This window comes from Paenibacillus kobensis NBRC 15729 (assembly GCF_004000825.1).
GTDB classification, from domain to species: Bacteria; Bacillota; Bacilli; order Paenibacillales; family Paenibacillaceae; genus Paenibacillus_T; species Paenibacillus_T kobensis.
Window position 1 is genome coordinate 134533 of record NZ_BILZ01000004.1, and the last position, 18408, is coordinate 152940.

Below are 18408 nucleotides of genomic sequence, written 5' to 3' on the forward strand. Positions count from 1 at the left end.
TATTATTCTGCCCGCCTCGAACGTTCCTCCAGAACGGCCGCGCCTTGTTCCATAAGCAGAAGCCCGATTTGATCCGCGTGCCGGTTGCGCCAATCGGCCAGCTCCGTTCCTTTGACCCACTCGTTGAATGCGCCTGACGCAGGCCCGCAATGAATTTGGTAATCCAATTTCCAATCGTCGTCCCCAGCAATCGCCGTATGCAAAGCCTGTCCCAAATACCACTTGAACGCGATCGCCATGATGCGCTTTGGTGCTGAAGCTGCCGCCGCCCATTCCTCCGCCGAGAATGCGCTCCGACAGCGCCGGACTACCTCGTCCAGCTTCATGCGGAATACTTTCTCTTCCAGGCTGCTTCTCGTCTTGTTGTCGATCGCTTCGATCGAATCGAACTGGCGGTATACCTCATAAAGCTTGTTCGCCCGCGCCGTGTAGAACATGCCCCGTTTCAGAACGCGCACTTTGGCTCCGATCTCGAACAGTTCTTCGGCTGGAGCCAGATCGGTATCCTGAATTCGAATGTTCTGGAGCAAATCTTTGACCGCTTCGCTTGTCGAAGCTTCAACCGTACATTGGTTCAAATAGCCGGTACTAATAAAATCGCAGCCTTGAACGAAAGCGGCGGCTACCGCTTCCGGCGTTCCGATTCCTCCCGCTGTTCCGATATGAATCCGGTCGCGGTATCCGAATGCGCCAGCCAACTCGTCCCGGAGCTTGAACGCAACCGGAAGGATCGCAGAGCTCGCGCCGGCATCCCAATATCCGCCGCCTTCTTGGCTGATCACGCACAAGTCGTCCGCCATAGGAAGACGTCCAGCCAGAGACATTTCTTCCTCCGTTATTTTCCCCTCGTTGAGCAGCTTCAGAAGAAGACGCTCCGGCGCCGGGCTCAAGAACAGCGATACCGTCTCCGGCCGCGCCGCTCTTGCCATAATGCGTCTTGCCCGAACGATCCGGCCATCTGCATCCTCTCTCAGTCCCGAAGCGCGAAGCAGCACCAAGGCCGGCGTCAAGCTGAGGTAATGGGCCGCTTCGATATACCGGATACGGGAATCGAGCAGCGATTGTGCCGTCTGAAACTCCCTCGCCGGAAATTCGGAGCACGGCGTAATGCCGAATCCGAACGGCTGCCCGCCGCTTAGTGCCGATGCGATCGTTCGAACCGCACGTCCTATTGCCGCAATATCAAGTCCACCCGTTCCGAAGTATCCGATCATTCCCGATTGCGCCATTCGGATAACGAGTTGCTCCGAAGCAATGCCGTGCTGCATTCCGCCGGCTGCGTACGCATAGTTCAGCTTGTATTCTTCTTTGAACGACCGGCTGCCCAAGGCAGCGGCTGCATCCGTTAACGCGCCGTTCATTATCGCATTGGCTGGCTTCTCTTCCACAGCCGCGGGCTGAGGCGGCAATGAAGGGACTTCCAAAGCCGCAGCCGACTCGGCCGCTGCCTCAAGCTGAACAACCTCTGCTGTCTCCTCGATGATAAGCGGCTCCGTCTCCTTCCGGATCACTCGAATCATTCCGGTCAGCACATTGCCTGGGCCGACTTGCACGATATCTTCTACCCTTTTGCCCATCAAATAGCGCATACTCTCCGTCCAGCGTACGGAGCCTGTAATTTGGTCGGCCAATGTTCTCTTTAAGTCGGCATCCTTATAAGGCCTTGCATGAAGATTAGAAATGACGGGCAGCTGCAGCTGGGAGAATTGGATTCCGTCAATAAAAGCGAGAAACTCCTCTCTTGCCGGTTCCATGTAACGGGAGTGGAAGGCGCCGCTCACATTCAACATAATGTAACGCGTCCCGCTAATCGCCTCGAATACCGGTTGTGCCCGTTCGATATCTTCCCGCAGTCCGGTCAAGACCAATTGGGTAGGCGTATTGTAATTCGCAATGCTAATGCCGCCGAGCCCGTGTTCCCGAACTGCCGCTTCCACTTCCTGATCCGTCCGCCCAAGTACCGCAGCCATTCCGCCGCCTTGCGCGCGGGCCATCAGCTCGCCCCTCTTCTGCACCAACGATAAGCCCGTTATGAAATCGAATGCGCCCGCGGCAAGCAGCGCATTGTATTCGCCAAGACTATGTCCAGCGGTAAAAGAGGGTATCACGCCTGTTTCTTCTACTTTCTTCCGGTAACTGAACGCGTTTACGATATAGAGCGCTGGCTGCGTATATGCGGTGTTCGCTAACCGGCCATCCGGATTGTTCAAGCAAAGATCTTCGATCGAGTAGCCGAGCAACTCATCTGCCTCGCGCACCCATTCCGGGTACAGCGCGAACAGCTCCTTGCCCATTCCTTTCTGCTGAGAGCCTTGGCCGGGAAATACGTATGCGATCATATGATCTACACCCTCTCTATTGGCTTATCGTCTTGAATCTTATGCAGTAAGCGGTCGAGCAGCACGCTGTCTTGACTGAAAGGAGACAAGAGAGGTAACGCTTCTGATCTCGATTGTTGCGGCAGATTGTAACGAACGAAGGACGCTAGCGTACCCGACGGCCCAAGATCGATGTACAGGTAGCCATTGTCCGTCCGGTTCTCCAACCGGCTGACAGCCTCCCGGAACTGAATCGGTTCCCGGACAACTTTCCACCAATGGTCTTCTGCGGCAGCCTGAGCGTGTCCGCCCGGAAGGGACGAGCAGTAGACGGAGTGCGGAACCTGCGCCTCCGAATCCACAGAAGAAGCGAACTGTTGTACCTGCTCCCGGACCGGATCGATCAGCGGCGAGTGAAATGCATAGGAGACAGGCAGCATTTGACTTGCGATGCCCTTTGTTCTAAGCGTCTGTTCGATCCGCTTAAGATCGCCGGTTTCTCCCGATACGACAAAGTGGCCGACATAGTTGTCTGCCGCCAGCGTCGAGCGCTCGCGAATCAGCTCCATCTCCTCAAAAAGACTGCGGTCGTGCAGAATGGCAAGCATCCGTCCTTCCGTACATGATTGTTCGACCCACAGTGCCTGCATCGCAACGAATTCCAGCATCCGGTCCGTATCCAGCCAACCGGATGCCGCTGCCGCTGCGTATTCCCCCAGGCTGGCCCCCAACATATAATCCGGGCGTATGCCCTTCTCCATCAGAAATCTTGCCATCGCTACTTCGAGAATAAATATGGCAGGATGAGAATACATCAGTTGATCGAAGGGCTCGGATTTCTTCTTCTTGTCATCGAACAGGTAGGCGCAGATCGAATAGCCGAGCATATGAAACAGCTTCATATCCAGTTCGTCGACCCAATAGCGAAACCGCGGTTGCTGCCGGTACAAATCTTCGCCCATATGAAAGTACTGGGACCCTTGTCCGGAAAAAAGGAATACGATAGATCGGTCCATATGCCCTCCTTATAGAAAATTAAAAAGACCTCGTGCTGGCTTCCTCATTCGGAAACAGACGTCGGTCTTTTTAATCGTTATATTCAAAATATTATGCTCTATTGAAATTGGAACAGTGTATTCGTTCTGCGCATTCTGAAGCTGACAAACGCCTCTTTCTTGTCGATCGAATAATAAATGTTCCGTTCCTCCAGTTGATCGAACGTGCAGCCGGGAGGCATGCCGAAGGAATGGCCTGGATAAATGCGCGTTTCTGGTTGAACGATTGTTTTGATCCGCTGGATGCTGTCGAACATCGCTTCCGGGTCGCCGCCGGCTGTCGTGCATATGCCACAGCCTTCGATATAGAGCGTATCGCCTGTAAATAAGCTGCCCTCTGCAGCGAAACAAGCTCCCCCGTAGGAATGCCCCGGCGTAAGAATACAAGTGATGGCCGTGTCGCCAATCCGTATTTGTTGCCCGTCCTCGAACGTCGTCAACCGGTCGCAGCGGAACGAATAGAACGCCGCTTCGTCGCGTGAAATGTGAACATCGCAGCCGTAAAGAGATACTAACGGCTTGACCAAGTTCGTATGGTCATGATGGGAATGCGTCAACAGAATTGACTTTAACACCGCTCCCTTACTCGCGATGAGGCTGCGAATCGGATTCAGCTCCCATGCCGGATCGATGACGGCCGCTTCTCTTGTTCTCGTATCGACAATCAAATACGAATAGTTAATGAAGGGCTCGGAATGCAGCCTTAACGTGTAAAGCTCATAGGTGGCAGCCATTCGAACAGCTCCTTCAGCCTCTTAATATCCGGTTTAATCATGGCGCGCTTCGGCGTTGCAATCGTACAAACGTACCGTCCAACCGGAAAGGATACGGCACGAAATTGCGTAAAATATCGGTAATAGGTAATCCAATAGTCGTCCTGCCGCTCAATGCGTTCAACCTCGAAAATATCGAGCGAAGCGGTAAATCCGGTCTTAATCGCCTTTGCAATCGCTTCCTTGCTCGTCCATAACAGAGTTGCAGCCAATGCTGCGGGAATTCCCGCCTGGTGCGCCCATTCCCGTTCCGCCTCCGTGCAGCGGTCTTGTATCAGCGTGAATCGCTCGGGATTCACCTTCTCAATATCAATGCCGGCCGGCATGCCTTCATCGAATGCAAGAGCTGCTCCGATCCGGTCGCAATGGGTAATGCTCGTCTGAAGTGCTTGTAGGCAGACGCCGGTGACGACCGGCTGCCGGAACATTCCGCTGCGGACCCCAATCTCCGAATACCCGCTTACCTGCATAATCGAAGCAAGTGCATTCTTCGCCGCGAATCTGCCGAGCAGAAAATCATGAATTCTTTTGTCGAAGGTCAACCGGGCAAGATGCGTCCGTTCCTCTTTATGCAAAGCATCATGCAGCAAAGTGCAGTTAACGGCATCCGAACATTGGAAGATATAGAGCGAAACGTTATACTTTCCTTCCTCGCTGGATATCTCGAAGGTCTCAAGATACCGTAGATGCTCATGCTCCGTCACAGGGTTAGGTTCCTCCTTTCAACACCGCGTTGGACACAGCTTCGCCCGATCATGAATGCTCCGCATTCACTACATGAAGTTCAATGCGTATGTCCCTCAGAGTGACTCCAACGTGCCGCAGCATCGATTGGAACACAGCTGAGTTGTTGTCCGTTCAAGTGAAGCCGCCTGTCGGCTGCAGAACTTCGATGCCGACATCGACAAAATGGTCGTTGCCGAGAAAACTGATTTGAATTTTGGCGCGGGAGGTGCGTTTGTTAATTTTCTTAATGATGCCTTCAAGCCCTTTCAGTGGTCCGTCAATGACGCTTACCTTCGAATTCGTGACGAATACGCGGGAAAGCCCGATGTTGTCCTGATCGTCCAGCAGCTCGAGTATTCTTCGAATTTCGTCATACCGAATTTCCGTAACGTATGAATCAGGCGATATGGCTCCTTGATCGATTGACGATCCAGTTCCAGCCATATTCTGCCTCGAAAGAAGATGAACGTGCAAAAAACGGATAATGCGAGGAATTTGTTTAATGCGATAATAGATTTCCGGAGTCATGACCGAATTAATTAATACATAGCCAGGGAAAAGTTTTCTTGATTCCAACGTTACGATTCCTTCTTTACGCTCGGGAACCATCCTCCTCGGAACCAACGTTCTCAGATCAGACGCGAACGATTGATGAATCATTTCTTGTACGTATTCTTCGTGTCCGCCTTGAACAAAGACGGTATACCACGGTTTCACAATGATCCCCCATTCGAATGTATGGATTCGGTTTCTGTTAGATGATCTAGTTGGTAGAGCTCCCTTCCGCCTTGATGTCGTTATGGTTCGAATTGTAACCGCCATGTAAATCTAACTACCTATTCGACAGCCTCACAGATAGGCCAATCGCATAATTTTGCCAATATCATATAAAATTACCCCTTCTTAGTGTAATTGATATTTTTGGCTATGAGAACAGGGGGAATTTGTCTATTTTTGTCGAATGATATGTAATTTAGTGTCGAATTTTGTTGAATCTCCTCTAATTTGATGCTCTCCACAAACGTCATGCCCTTCGTATTATGGAAATAGCACCCAGTTCAACAGTCCGCGTTCGTTAGTCATATGTCATAGAGAAACTACGCCGAAAATGTTTTCGGTAGCCTAAAAGACCTGTTATTTTTTGGAACATAAGACTCTTCTTACTTCAGCGCTGCGCTTGTGCCAATTTAGCTTGTCCTGATTGAAAGAACAAACAGCCCCTGCCGCTGCACAAGAGCTTTTCTTTATTCGGCTTTCATTTTGTTCGAATAATAGACCGCGAGTAAATTATATTCCACGTGCAGCAGCACGGGAATCAGAATCGAATGAGTCGCATTGGTGATAACGCCGAATATAATGCCCCCGGTGAAGGCGAACACCATATACTTTATGCTTGTCCGGTTCAGCTTATAGTATTGCAAATGCGCGACGGCGAACAACAAAGCTGTGATGACAATCGACAGCGTGACCGGTAAATCGTATATTTCGACGACAGTGTAATGAAAGGAGCGATCCAGAATCGGGAGCAGCAGGCCTCTATATATGATTTCTTCGACAATCGGATAAGTAACGACAAAATTGATAATATTGAACTTTCCAGACGGGTGATAGCCGGAGTGCTGAGGAATCACCGCATTGATTAGTATGGCTGCCGCTGCGAGAGCAAAAGCCGTTGTATCGACAGTTGGAACCCGAAATACATACTGATCCGACACAACCAGAGCGGCAGCTATCGCGCACGCCCCCCAGATGTAGATTGCTGCCAATTGAAAGAATTGTTTGTTGTCTCCATTCCTTATAAGCGTGCTAAGCTTCTCGACGATTCGAAACGAGAATGATAACAATAACGCCAGTCCAAGCGAGACCAGACCTGCCATCTGGGCTAACACCTCTATTTAAGAAAGTTGAAAATCAATGGTACATACAATTTACAGGATTCAGGTGCGGGATGGAATACATAAATTAAACTAGCCGCTTTGATAATTAAATAGTCTCGCTCTCTATAATAAGGATTTGCAAGTTGCATCCTGTATCGAAATCGGTTTCGGCCCAATAGAAAAATGATCCGTATTATATTGGGCGTTACCTTCCATAATAAACCTAATTAGCCGTACGCACGATTCGATTGGCACACACATTGAAGATTGAGGGGACTCGACAATATGAAGAAAAACAGATTGGGGTTATCGATTGGTGCACTTGTGCTCGTCCTCCTGCTATTGTCCGCATGCGGCAATAACAAAGCTAAGAATGAGACGACAACTCCTGAGCCGGCAGGATCAGCGACTGCGGAGAAAAGCTCCTTGGACAAGATCAAAGAAAGCGGCAAATTGCGAATCGGGACGGAAGGAACCTACGCCCCTTTCACCTTCCACGATGACAGCGGCAAGCTTACCGGATTCGATGTCGAGATCGCGGAAGAAGTCAGCAAGCATCTGGGCGTTAAACCGGAGTTTATCGAAACGCAATGGGACGGAATTTTCGCTGGCTTGGAGGCTGGACGGTTCGACGCCATCTTTAATGAAGTATCCATTCGCGAGGACCGTCAAGAGAAGTATGATTTCTCAGACCCTTACATCGTCTCCAAATCGCTTTTGCTAGTTCGTGAAGACAACAATGAGATCAAGAAGCTTGTCGATCTGAAGGGCAAGAAGTCTGCGCAGTCGCTAACCAGCAATTTGGCGGACATCGCGACAGCCAATGGCGCTGAAATTGTCAGCGTTGACGGCTTTAACCAAGCTATCGATCTGCTGATGTCCAAACGGGTGGACGCGACCATTAACGATAATTTATCGTTCTTGGACTTGAAGAAGCAGAAGCCCGACATCAAAATCAAATCGGTCGATGAAACATCCGATGCCTCGCAAAGTGCGGCGCTCTTCGCTAAAGGCAACGATGAGTTAATTAGAGCAGTGAACCAAGCGTTGTCTGATATGAAAAGCGACGGCGCTTACTTGAAAATTTCCGAGAAATATTTTGGAGCCGACGTGTCCAAATAAGAAATTGTGACGAAGGATGTTGTACGAATGAGTGAACGTCAAATCCAAATTATTACCGATTCCTTCTGGCCCCTGCTCAAGGCAGGGGTCATTTATACGATTCCGCTTTCCTTGGTCTCGTTCGCACTCGGAATCGCATTGGCTGTCGTTACGGCAATGGTTCGATTGTATGCATGGGAGCCGCTTAAATGGATCGCCGGATTTTACGTATGGATCATTCGAGGAACACCTCTGCTCGTGCAGTTGTTTATTATTTTCTATGGATTGCCAAGCGTCGGGCTGACGATCGATCCGTTCCCGGCCGCCGTTATCGGGTTTACGCTTAGCGTCGGCGCATATGGCTCTGAAATCGTGCGCGCGGCAGTGATCTCCATCCCAAGAGGTCAATGGGAAGCTGCTTACTCGCTTGGTATGACGCACATTCAGGCGTTAAGAAGAATTGTGCTTCCGCAAGCTGCGCGCGTAACCATTCCTCCGCTCGGAAACACGTTCATTAGTCTGGTCAAGGACACTTCACTCGCCGCGGCAATAACCTACGTAGAGATGTTCCGGCAAGCGCAGCAGATCGTCGCCAGGACGTACGAGCCTCTGCTTTTATATGGCGAAGCAGCGTTGATCTACCTTATGTTCAGCACCATTCTGTCCGCATTGCAAAATACGACAGAAAACCGTCTAGGAAGATCCTCGATTAGCTAGGAGGCGTTATACATGATTCGAGTTCAAGGTCTGCATAAATCTTACGGCATGCAGCAAGTGCTGAAGGGAGTCGATCTTACGCTGCAAAAAGGCAAGGTGCTCGTCATTATCGGTCCGTCAGGATCAGGGAAGACGACGTTGCTTCGTTGTTTAAATCTTTTGGAGATGCCAGACAAAGGCTCCCTCCAATTAGGAAGCGTATCCCTTATCTTTCAAGAAGGGAGCAAGCTCCCCACGAAAGAGGTTCTGAACTTGCGGAAGCAGACGGGGATGGTGTTCCAGTCGTTTAATCTGTTCCCTCACTTGACCGCACTCCGCAATATTACAGAAGCGCAAATCACCGTTCAAAGAAGAAGAAGGAACGACGCTGAGCAGCGCGCCCGCCAACTGCTGGAGAATGTGGGACTGGCGGACAAAGCTGATTTCTACCCTAGCAACCTGTCGGGAGGTCAGCAGCAGCGCGTCGCCATTGCCCGTGCGATGGCGATGGAACCGGAAGTGATGCTGTTCGATGAGCCGACATCCGCTCTTGATCCAGAACTGGTAGGAGAAGTACTTAAAGTAATAAAGCAGTTAGCAGCCGAAGGCATGACGATGGTTATCGTGACACACTTAATGCGATTCGCCGCAGAAGTCGCGGACCATGTCATCTTAATGGATGAGGGGCTTATCGTCGAAGAAGGGCCGCCGCACGATGTATTCCATAACCCGAAGAGCAGCCGGGCGCAGCAATTTCTGAACATGCTGGCGGAGTGAATAGGCTCCAGTAGTAGTAAAGGGGCTGTCTCCAAAGCCAAATGACTTTGGGGACAGCCCCTTCAGCTGATACGATTATTCAAGCGTGAAAGACGCCAGACTGGCCCTGCCCGTTCCGACGTATTTAAAGTACAAAGCCTGTACGCCATCTGGGATTGAAATAAGTGCGGAATAGCTTTTCCATTCGTTGCTCGACTTGATCGCAATGCTGCCCAGCGGCTCGCCGTCCCATGCCGTCATCACTTCAAACGAGCCTTGCCCTCCGCGCACTTTAACCGTCAGGCTGCTTACCCCTTTACAATCGAAGTATTTGAAGCCCGCTACGGCTCCGTCTCTCATATTCGCGATATAGCCGATCTCCTCATCCCCGTCCTTGCCGTCCTGCGTAATTTTGGGAAAGCGGCTATCCATCCAATCGCCCGGTCCTGCCGTATAGGCCGCAGCATCCTTGCAGTACAGTTGGCAAGCGACATAAGCGGGGTATTCTCCCTTGCCGGCTAACGGAGCGCCATTCGGACCGCAAGAAGTCATCTCTACCTGAGGAATCGTTCCGTCAGCAAGCAGCTTGATCGGTTCCAAGCAAGCTTGTCTGCTAAAGTTCGTCCCGTTCGTGTGCCGATGATAGAAGACGTACCATTGTCCTTTAATTTCAACAATGCTGCCATGGTTATTCCCGCCATAGAACATGGGCTGTTCAGCCGGCTTGTAAGACGCGATGCCCGTATCGTTATTGCTGACGATCGTCCCCCGGAATTCGAACCCATGGGTCGGATATCGGCTGGTCGCGTAGCACAGCTCATGAAACAGAATCGAAGAATAGATGAAGTAATACGTATCTCCCGCCTTGCGCATCGAAGACGCCTCGAAAAACTCATGCCCTTCAAAGCCCGATCCTTGGCTGTACGGTGCGCTTGGCGCGATGAAGACCGGTCCTTCCTTAATCGTAATCATGTCTGGTTCCAGCACCGTCGCCATCGGACCGGAGCGGGACTTGTCATGTTGGAAGCAGAAGCCAGTATAAAGGTAGACGTCGTTTCCTTCCACTAGTACGCCCGGATCGAATTGCGGCTCGTCCCCCGCCTTATTCCCTAGAACCGTACCATCGGGATAATGTACGTCCCCGTAATATTCATACCGACCGGCCGGGGTATCGCAGACCGCCACAGACACGAAGTGCTGTTTATCCAAAACGTAATATAAATAATATCGGCCATCCGGACCTAACGTAACGTCAGGTGCATATAGGCACATATCGCCGTCTCGGTTGTAGGGGTCATCCGTCTTCTTATAGATGACACCTTCGTATCTCCAATCGGTTAAGTCGTCGATCGGCGCCGACCAGCAGACGTAATCGTTCAAACAATAAGCATGTCCGTTAAATCGGTCGTGCGAACCGTATACATATACTCGGTCGCCGAATACATGCGGTTCCCCGTCCGGAATGTATTCCCAGGAAGGAAGATAAGGGTTAACGCCTTGCTTGTTCATATCTGCATTCATTCCCCTTCATTTACGATAATAACGATGTACGTGCGTACATTAGTATTTTAACGCTTCCATTTCAAGCCGACAACTCTTCTTCCTTTGCAACCTGCAAGAGGGCTGTCCCGGTCACTCTCATGACCAGGATAGCCCGTTTGCCTGCTTATTTGACTTGATCCCACTGCTCCAGCCGAATTCGGTCCACCATTCGAACGCCGAACACTCCTCCGGCCTCGCAGCCTTCAACCGGAACGAACCGGATCTCGACGGTTGTCTTTCCGCTTGTCAGTTCGGACGGGAGGTCATAGCACACATCGAAGAGCTGCTCCGGCCGATCGGCCGTCAGCTTCTGTCGTCCAATTACTGTTCCGTCGATAGCTATGGTGAAATCCCGCTCCACTCGTCCGCGCTGATCGTGGATGGGCCCGTCGCTGCCAAAATACGTCACTTGTAGAGAAGTCGGCCCATTCTGCAGTACAGCCATGTTGTAGCAGAAGAACCCGCCTGAATCCGCAACCCGGTAGCCTCTATGAGCATGAACGGAATAGCCGGAACGTGACAGCAGCGATTGAATGCCATGCTCGACTTCAGATTGCTGTTCATGCGGACTGACGGCATCGACCGTAATCGCATGCAGCCGCTCCCGCTCCATCTGCTCATGATCAACGTAGTTCTCGTATTGCTCCTTGCTCATGAGTGTCCAATAAATCGTATAACGCTGGTGATGCAGCTCATAGAACGGAATAAGCGACACCGCGCGGCCTCCCGGTTCACCAATGGCTTCCGTCACGAACGTCAGCGGCGAACCCTCTACCGGCTTGATCCATTGCTTCACGTCTTGTTCATCCGTTACGAGCATCGGAACGTCGATAAGCGGATGATGGTGCAGCTTCAGATGGTTGTCAACGATATCGGACTCCGGGAATTGCTCTCTGCCTAGTGCGCCTGCGAGTACAATTGGACCGTACATGAAGCCGACTTTGTTCGAATCGTCCTTGCTGCGGTATACATGCAGATCCATCGGCAGCGTCAATTCGACCGTGTCGCCGGCATTCCATACCCGATCGATCTCAATATATCCGCTCTCCGCGCCCGTGAAGATTTCAGAATCTGCTACGACCGCTTTCACCGGGCCTGCCGCCCAATAAGGTACCCGAATTTGCAGCTTAAAGCGCTCTTGCGCGGCTTGTTCTACGACGAGTGTCGACCGGTCCGTCTTCGGGAAATCGGTCCTCTGCCGAATCGTCACGTTCCGCTCCGTCCAATCCAGCTTCGAAGCGATAAACAAGTTAACGAATGCCGTGTCATGCTCCGTATGATAAATACCGCGAGAGTATCGGGCCGGGTTTTCCATGCCGGTTCCGGTACAGCACCAATACGAATGGTCATGCGTGCCATATACTTTGAAGTGGCCCGGTTCGGTCGAGATGAAATACATTTTGGCGCCGGTATCCGGATCTTGAGAAGCGAGAATGTGGTTATAGAGCGCACGCTCGTAGAAATCCATATATTCGGCGTTCGGCGACCAGCGGAACAGCAGCTCGGTCAGCTTAAGCATATTGTAGGTATTGCACGTTTCCGCCGTCTCGACGCCAAGCTTCTCGGTATCTTTGGCCCGGAAATGTTCGAAAATGCTGTTGCCTCCGATAATATAGGAACGGCTGCGCGTCACTTCCAGCCAGAAATACTCCGCAATGCGGCGGTATTTCTCCTCGCCCGTAATGTCATAGAGCTTGGCACAGCCAATCACTTTCGGAATTTGCGTATTGGCATGTTTCCCTTCCAGTTCGTCTACGCCATTCGCAAGCGGCTCCAATATCGCTTCATGATAGAAACGAACCGCCAACTCCAAGTAGTCTCGGTTGCCCGTTATCACATACAGGTCGGCCAGCGCCTCGTTCATCCCGCCATGCTCGCAGATCAACATGCGCTGGAACTGCTCTTTGGTCAGCTTATCAGAGCCCTGTTTGGCCCAATCGGCAAGTTTCACCACGACCTGCAGCGCCTTCTCGCTTCCTGCCAGCTTGTATACATCTATAAGACCCGCATAAATTTTATGAATGCTGTACCAAGGCACCCATGATCCGCCCAATCCGAAGTTATGGACCTCGAAATCGCCGGCACCTTCGAAAACCCGGTCGAAGCAATCGCGAGGAAACCCGCTAACATAGCCATACGGATCGCTGGATTGAACAAAAGCAAGCTCGTCCACCGCATAATTCAGCTTCTCCAGCAGCACCATGTCGCCAGTTGCAGCATACATCGCGGCAGCAGCGGACAGCCAATGTCCGATCGAATGACCGGCAATCTGCGTCGCTTCCCATCCGCCGTACCGCTCGTTCTTCGGCAGCAGCGAAGCCGCTTCGTAGCAAGGCGCGACCAGCCGGTCGACGTCAAGCTTCAGCAAGTATTCTCGCCCTGTTTGTTGCGAAGCTTGAAAGATGCCTTCTTGCAATGTCGTTTGTCTCGACGTCTCCATCGTCTTCATCGCTCCAATATATACGATTTGATTATTTCGTAACATCAGTTTATCCTTGATAGTAAAGAGCGGATACGAATAATATATACACTTTTTTATACGATCTCACACAATGTTAGAAGGGATACTGACCGATGAATAAGCTGTTGCTGAAGCTTCCGCCGCTGCCCTATTACATTACGATCGGACGGACAGAATATAAGCCAGGAGATCAGCATCCGAACCGGCGCAATCTTGGCATCTTCGATCTGTTGTTCGTCGTATCGGGAACGCTCTATATGGGCGAGGACGACCGGCAATGGGAGGTCGGACCGGGACAATCGCTCCTCCTTCTCCCTGACCGGTATCATTACGCAACAGCCCCGTGCCAAGCCGAAACCGTTTTCTACTGGATCCATTTCGTATTCGAGGGCGAATGTTCCGATGTAAGCGAAGCCGATTTTTCGCTTCCGATCCGTAATGCCTGGGCCAACCCTTACAAGCTGAGAGTGCCCCAATATGCAGTGCTTCGGCAGTTCGCAGCGATCGAACGGCTGCTGGAACGGATGCTGGAGCAAGCGGAGGCTAGCGGTGCAGCCCCTTTCTGGCAAGGACAGCAGCAATTAATGGATCTGCTGCTTATACTGGATAAGGAACAAGCCGCTGACGGGTCGCCGACATCGGTCACTAAGCTGGCGGAGCGAACGGAATCTTACTTGCGCCAGCACTATCAACAAGACATAACGAACGAGTTGCTGGCCGAAGCGCTTCATTTTCACTCCAACTACATCGTCCGGTGCATGAAGGACGTGTATCAATGTACCCCGATGGAATATTTGCTCCGGTACCGGCTGGAACAAGCGAAGCTGCTGCTCGTCAAGACCGACTGGTCCGTCGCTGATATCGGCGAGCATGTCGGATTCAACTATACCCCCTACTTCTCCGGCCGCTTCAAACGGTATATCGGAATATCGCCGCTGGCGTTCCGTAGACTGCATACGAACGAAAACAACCGCCTCCTTCATTAGAAGGGGCGGTTGTTTCTTGAGGCTTCAAACCGCCCCCGTCCGATTGCCGCGGCATTTCGTTCTCTATTACTTTTAAGAGCGTGCGGCTTCTAGTACGCTTTCATAGGACCGTTTCGGCTGATGTGCCGAATCGAACAGGAACGGCCAGTTCTTCCGCCCCCTCACTGGAAAGTCGTCCAACCACGTGTAGTCGTCGGCCGCCCCCCAGAACGTAACGGAAGTGATATGCTCGCTGTATTCCTTGAACAATTGGAAAAACTGGCGGTACCGCTCCGCCTGCTGCAAGAGCATCTCTTCGGTCGGAGCATTCAGATCGGTTCGCTGGTCTTCGAATTGAAAGACGGACACGTCGAGCTCCGTAATATGCAGCTTCAAGCCTAGACTTGAATACCTTTCGATTGCTGCGCGAATGTCGTCCAGACCGGGATGGTACAAGCTCCAATGAGCCTGAAGTCCGACGCCGTGAATCGGAACGCCCTTATCCAGCAGCGACTTGACCAAGGCGTAAATTTTCTCTCTCTTCACGGGATCCGACTCGTTGTAATCGTTGTAGAAGAGCAGCGCGTCCGGATCTGCCGCATGCGCATATTCGAATGCCTTCGCAATAAAGTCTTCGCCGGCAATGTCCAGCCACTTGGACGGACGAAGCATTTCCGTGCCGCTATCGGACACCGCTTCGTTGACGACGTCCCATGCGTGAATTTGCCCTTTATACCGAGAGACTACCGTCTCGATATGATCTTTCATGCGGGAGAGCAGCGTCTCACGGCTGACCGCACTCCCGTCGCGGTTCTCGAACATCCATCTCGATGTCTGATTATGCCATACAAGCGTATGGCCTCTAACCGCCATTCCATGATCTTGAGCGAATTTGACCAGACGGTCGGCAGCTGCAAAAGTGTATTGATCTTCCGCCGGGTGCACGCTTACGAACTTCATTTCGTTCTCTGCCGTAATGCTGTTGAAGTGGCGGGTCAGCAGCTCCCGCTGCGTCGCGATCGTCAATGGATTGACGGCCGCCCCGATCTTAAAGTGCTGTTGGTATGCTTCGTGCAGACTGGCATGCATGAGGCAAGCCTCCTTATTTTTATTATTGCCATGCCTATCGGCACGGCCGATTCACGAAGGTTCTGCATGACGAGTCCGTTATTCCGACGCCGTCAGCTTGAACAAAGCGGCTCCATGCGGCGGAATGGAACGGCTCAATCGGTTCGCAATCGGTCCTGCTTCTTGGCCGCTCCAAAGCTCCACAGCGTGAACACGGTCCTGCAATCCCAAATCCGACAAGGATACGGACACGTCTGCCGTGTCATCGCCGGTATTGAACAGCGCTGCATATCGCTCGCCGTCCGCCCCTTCCGCTGTCCACACGACTTTGTTGTCATGCCGGCTTACCCGGCGAGCGCCGAAGCTCGTCCGATGCATATGCAGCACGTCGCGGTTCGTCAGCAGCGACAGCGTCCACGCATCGTTATCGCGCATTTCTCCGCCCATCATCAGCGGCGAACGGAAGATCGACCACAGCGTCATCATAGTAAGCTGCTCATCCTTCGTGAAGTTCGTCATCCGGTCGGGATGGCTGCAGCGCACGCCGATCCGGCCGAGCGGCAGCATATCGCAATCCGGCCAGCAGCCGGCCTTCGGACGTCCTTCCCACTTCTCGCAACGGTCGAACATATCGAGCAGCAGCGGCCAGCGGTCCCAGAAATCGTCGGTCATCCGCCACAGGTTCGCGTTCGCTTCGAAGAAATCAGCATGCTGCACAGGCGCCGGACCCGGCGACAGACTGAGCGCCATCGGCCGCCCGGCATGGTCGATCGCTTTGCGGATCAGTTCGATCTCCGCCAAATGCGTCCCGCCATGCAGCCACGAATCCGCAATGTCGTCTACTTTGATATAATCGACGCCCCACTCGGCGTACAGCTCGAACAACGAATTGTAATACTGCTGCGCGCCCTCTTTGGATGCATCGACACCGTACATGTCGGTATTCCACCCGCAGAACGAACACGTATGGGCAATGTCCCTCGCCGTTGCGCTCGTCCCCTTAATCGGCGTGTTGTCGTGAACGGCTTGACGTGGAATGCCTCGCATGATGTGGATCCCGAACTTCAAGCCAAGGCCATGAACATAATCCGCCAGCGGCTTGAAGCCTTGTCCCCCCTCGGCGGACGGAAATCGGTTCACCGCCGGGATAAGCCGGGAGTAACCGTCGGTTTCCAGTCGAACGAAAGGACGGTACAGATCCGAGACGGCGCCTGGCTCGTACCATTGAATGTCGACGACGACATACTCCCAGCCGTACGCTTTCAAGTGATCCGCCATATATTCCGCATTGCCGCGGACTTCGTCCTCCGTTACGGTCGCGCCGTAACAGTCCCAGCTATTCCACCCAAGCGGCGGCGTAGGTGCATATGCATGATGTTTCATCGTATACCTCCTGTGCATTACTATCAAAATATATTGCGGTTATGAATCTATCTTACGTTTAGAAGTAACCGTGATTCTATAGTAATTATGGGGTATGAATAGCACGATATTGCGAATCGGGTTGAACCGCATGATACTGGCACTTGATTACGCCAGCACTTTATAGCCGAAGCCGGTGAACTCGGCTGTTCCGCCTTCAGATTCGGTCGAATAGAGGAACAGTCCGATGCGGCAGCCCATAAAATGATCCAGCTTATAGACCATCCGATGCGCAATGCCGAGTTGCTTCCACTCCGCGCCATCCTGATAATAGAACGTGCACTCATCCCGATTATCGATGAAGCGACCGACCGCCTTAAGCGTAACCTTGCTGCTGACCGGAATCCGCGCATACTCGGTTGCCGGCTCCTCGTCGATCAGTTTGCCGAATATCGATAGATCCTCGGTCGCTCTTGCCTTCATGACCAAATAATATTGATTCGCTTCCCTGGTCAGGGCGATCAGACCGTATGTACCGATCAAAAAGCACAATCCCGCATAATCGCCGTCTTTCAATTCGCTGCCGTCCAGCGATACGACCGCTTCGCACGCCGGTCCCATCGCACGCTGCGTCAGCGTATTGACAGAAAATGTCAAATTCGGGCTTATCGATGCGGTTTGGACCCGGAATGCGCCTGGCTTGTCCGTAACCGACCATAGCGCATCGTTCGGAATGTGATTCCACTGCCAGATGTCCTTCAGACGCACTTTCCCGCACTCGTCGGCCTTGTAGCGAAAATCATCGCTTCCTACAAGCGGTTTATATTCATATTCCGGCCTCGTGCTCGGAATGTTGATCGTTCTCGGCGCTTCCTTCGCGAATACCGGAAATCCGTTCTCGAAGGCAAGCGGCACGATAACGGGTATACGCCCAACGGCACCGTGGTCTTGGAACAGCATCGCATACCAGTCTCCGTCGGGCGTATCGACAATCCCGCCTTGGGCGATTCCGGAGTTGAAGTATCCCATATCATCGTTAAACACTTCGCCGCCAATGAACTCACCTTCCAAGGAGTCGGCCGCATAGCAGGCTTGAGTGCGGCGGCCCGCCGCTTTCGTCATATGTATAAAGAATACGTAGTACCGCCCGTCGATTTTATATAGATGGGCGCCTTCGTATCCTAAGTAACATTCCTGCTTCTCTTTGACGATGATCCGGTTCAGCCCTCCCGGCTTGGGGCCGGACAGATCGTCCCGAAGCTCCGTAAGATGAATTTCGGTGTTGCCGTATACCAGATACACCCTGTCGTCATCGTCAAACAAGAGGGAACAATCGTGATAAAACCCTTCGATATACTGCTTGGTCCAAGGCCCTTGGATATCGGCAGCCGTGTACAAATAAGTTTTGCGAGTGTCGTTCGCTACGAACACGACATAAAATTTGCCCTTATGAAACCTGAGGCTGGCAGCCCACATCCCTTGTCCGTATATATGCTTGCCGTTCTCCAGCCGTTGAGCAGGCGTATCGTCCAGCACATCGTATATATGAGTTGCCGTCTCCCAATGGATCAGGTCATAGGAACGCAGAATGACGCAGCCCGGCATCACATGCATTGTTGTACTGACCATGTAATACGTGTCCTTCACGCGAATGACATCAGGATCCGGATAGTCGGCCCAAATAATCGGATTATTTTGCATAGTTGAA

General features: G+C 52.1%; 15 protein-coding genes. 4 read left to right on the plus strand and 11 right to left on the minus strand.

Going from position 1 to position 18408, the window contains the following annotated elements; all coding sequences use genetic code 11:
• Positions 1–2: 2 nt before the first annotated feature.
• The 6 genes from fabD to PKO01S_RS04660 form a co-directional block, all read right to left on the minus strand.
• Entirely contained in the window at positions 3–2339 is a 2337-nt protein-coding gene (gene fabD, locus PKO01S_RS04635) for an ACP S-malonyltransferase (protein WP_127530136.1), read from the minus strand.
• A gap of 5 nt (positions 2340–2344) precedes the next feature.
• On the minus strand, positions 2345–3334 hold the full coding sequence (locus PKO01S_RS04640; RefSeq protein WP_127530137.1) for an acyltransferase domain-containing protein: 990 nt from the start codon (positions 3332–3334) through the stop codon (positions 2345–2347).
• Between the two features lie 98 nt (positions 3335–3432).
• Positions 3433–4107: an MBL fold metallo-hydrolase gene (locus PKO01S_RS04645; protein ID WP_127530138.1), complete on the minus strand. Its 675-nt coding sequence runs from the start codon at positions 4105–4107 to the stop codon at positions 3433–3435.
• Positions 4077–4850 carry a 4'-phosphopantetheinyl transferase family protein gene (locus tag PKO01S_RS04650; RefSeq protein WP_127530139.1) on the minus strand — a complete coding sequence of 258 codons (774 nt, stop codon included), beginning with the start codon at positions 4848–4850 and terminating at the stop codon, positions 4077–4079. Before PKO01S_RS04650 ends, PKO01S_RS04645 begins: the two co-directional genes overlap by 31 nt.
• 154 nt (positions 4851–5004) lie before the next feature.
• Positions 5005–5589 carry an antiterminator LoaP gene (gene loaP, locus PKO01S_RS04655; protein ID WP_164779480.1) on the minus strand — a complete coding sequence of 195 codons (585 nt, stop codon included), beginning with the start codon at positions 5587–5589 and terminating at the stop codon, positions 5005–5007.
• 527 nt (positions 5590–6116) lie between these two features.
• Positions 6117–6749, minus strand: coding sequence for a CPBP family intramembrane glutamic endopeptidase (locus PKO01S_RS04660; RefSeq protein ID WP_127530141.1), 633 nt, complete (start codon positions 6747–6749; stop codon positions 6117–6119).
• A gap of 285 nt (positions 6750–7034) precedes the next feature.
• Between PKO01S_RS04660 and PKO01S_RS04665 the strand changes: the two genes are divergently transcribed.
• Genes PKO01S_RS04665 through PKO01S_RS04675 form a run of 3 tightly spaced genes read left to right on the plus strand, consistent with a single transcriptional unit; the run spans position 7035 to position 9323 of the window.
• Positions 7035–7871, plus strand: a complete 837-nt coding sequence (locus tag PKO01S_RS04665) for an amino acid ABC transporter substrate-binding protein (RefSeq protein WP_127530142.1) — start codon at positions 7035–7037, stop codon at positions 7869–7871.
• 27 nt (positions 7872–7898) lie between these two features.
• Positions 7899–8567: an amino acid ABC transporter permease gene (locus tag PKO01S_RS04670; RefSeq protein WP_127530143.1), complete on the plus strand. Its 669-nt coding sequence runs from the start codon at positions 7899–7901 to the stop codon at positions 8565–8567.
• Positions 8568–8579: 12 nt separating this feature from the next.
• Positions 8580–9323: an amino acid ABC transporter ATP-binding protein gene (locus tag PKO01S_RS04675; RefSeq protein WP_127530144.1), complete on the plus strand. Its 744-nt coding sequence runs from the start codon at positions 8580–8582 to the stop codon at positions 9321–9323.
• 75 nt (positions 9324–9398) lie between these two features.
• On the opposite strand, the gene PKO01S_RS04680 is transcribed toward PKO01S_RS04675, so the two are convergent.
• Positions 9399–10811 carry a family 43 glycosylhydrolase gene (locus PKO01S_RS04680; protein WP_127530145.1) on the minus strand — a complete coding sequence of 471 codons (1413 nt, stop codon included), beginning with the start codon at positions 10809–10811 and terminating at the stop codon, positions 9399–9401.
• A gap of 157 nt (positions 10812–10968) precedes the next feature.
• Complete coding sequence (locus PKO01S_RS04685; RefSeq protein WP_307719811.1) at positions 10969–13329, minus strand: glycoside hydrolase family 127 protein; 2361 nt, start codon at positions 13327–13329, stop codon at positions 10969–10971.
• 89 nt (positions 13330–13418) lie between these two features.
• On the opposite strand from PKO01S_RS04685, the gene PKO01S_RS04690 reads away from it, so the two are divergent.
• Positions 13419–14291, plus strand: coding sequence for a helix-turn-helix transcriptional regulator (locus PKO01S_RS04690; RefSeq protein ID WP_127530146.1), 873 nt, complete (start codon positions 13419–13421; stop codon positions 14289–14291).
• A gap of 72 nt (positions 14292–14363) precedes the next feature.
• On the opposite strand, the gene PKO01S_RS04695 is transcribed toward PKO01S_RS04690, so the two are convergent.
• The 3 genes from PKO01S_RS04695 to PKO01S_RS04705 all read right to left on the minus strand — a co-directional run bounded on the left by PKO01S_RS04695 (position 14364) and on the right by PKO01S_RS04705 (position 18401).
• A complete protein-coding gene (locus tag PKO01S_RS04695) occupies positions 14364–15359 on the minus strand; it encodes an endo-1,4-beta-xylanase (protein ID WP_127530147.1) in 996 nt (331 codons plus the stop codon).
• Positions 15360–15437: 78 nt separating this feature from the next.
• Complete coding sequence (locus tag PKO01S_RS04700; RefSeq protein ID WP_127530148.1) at positions 15438–16721, minus strand: glycoside hydrolase family 27 protein; 1284 nt, start codon at positions 16719–16721, stop codon at positions 15438–15440.
• A gap of 147 nt (positions 16722–16868) precedes the next feature.
• Entirely contained in the window at positions 16869–18401 is a 1533-nt protein-coding gene (locus tag PKO01S_RS04705) for a glycoside hydrolase family 43 protein (protein WP_127530149.1), read from the minus strand.
• Positions 18402–18408 lie beyond the last annotated feature (7 nt).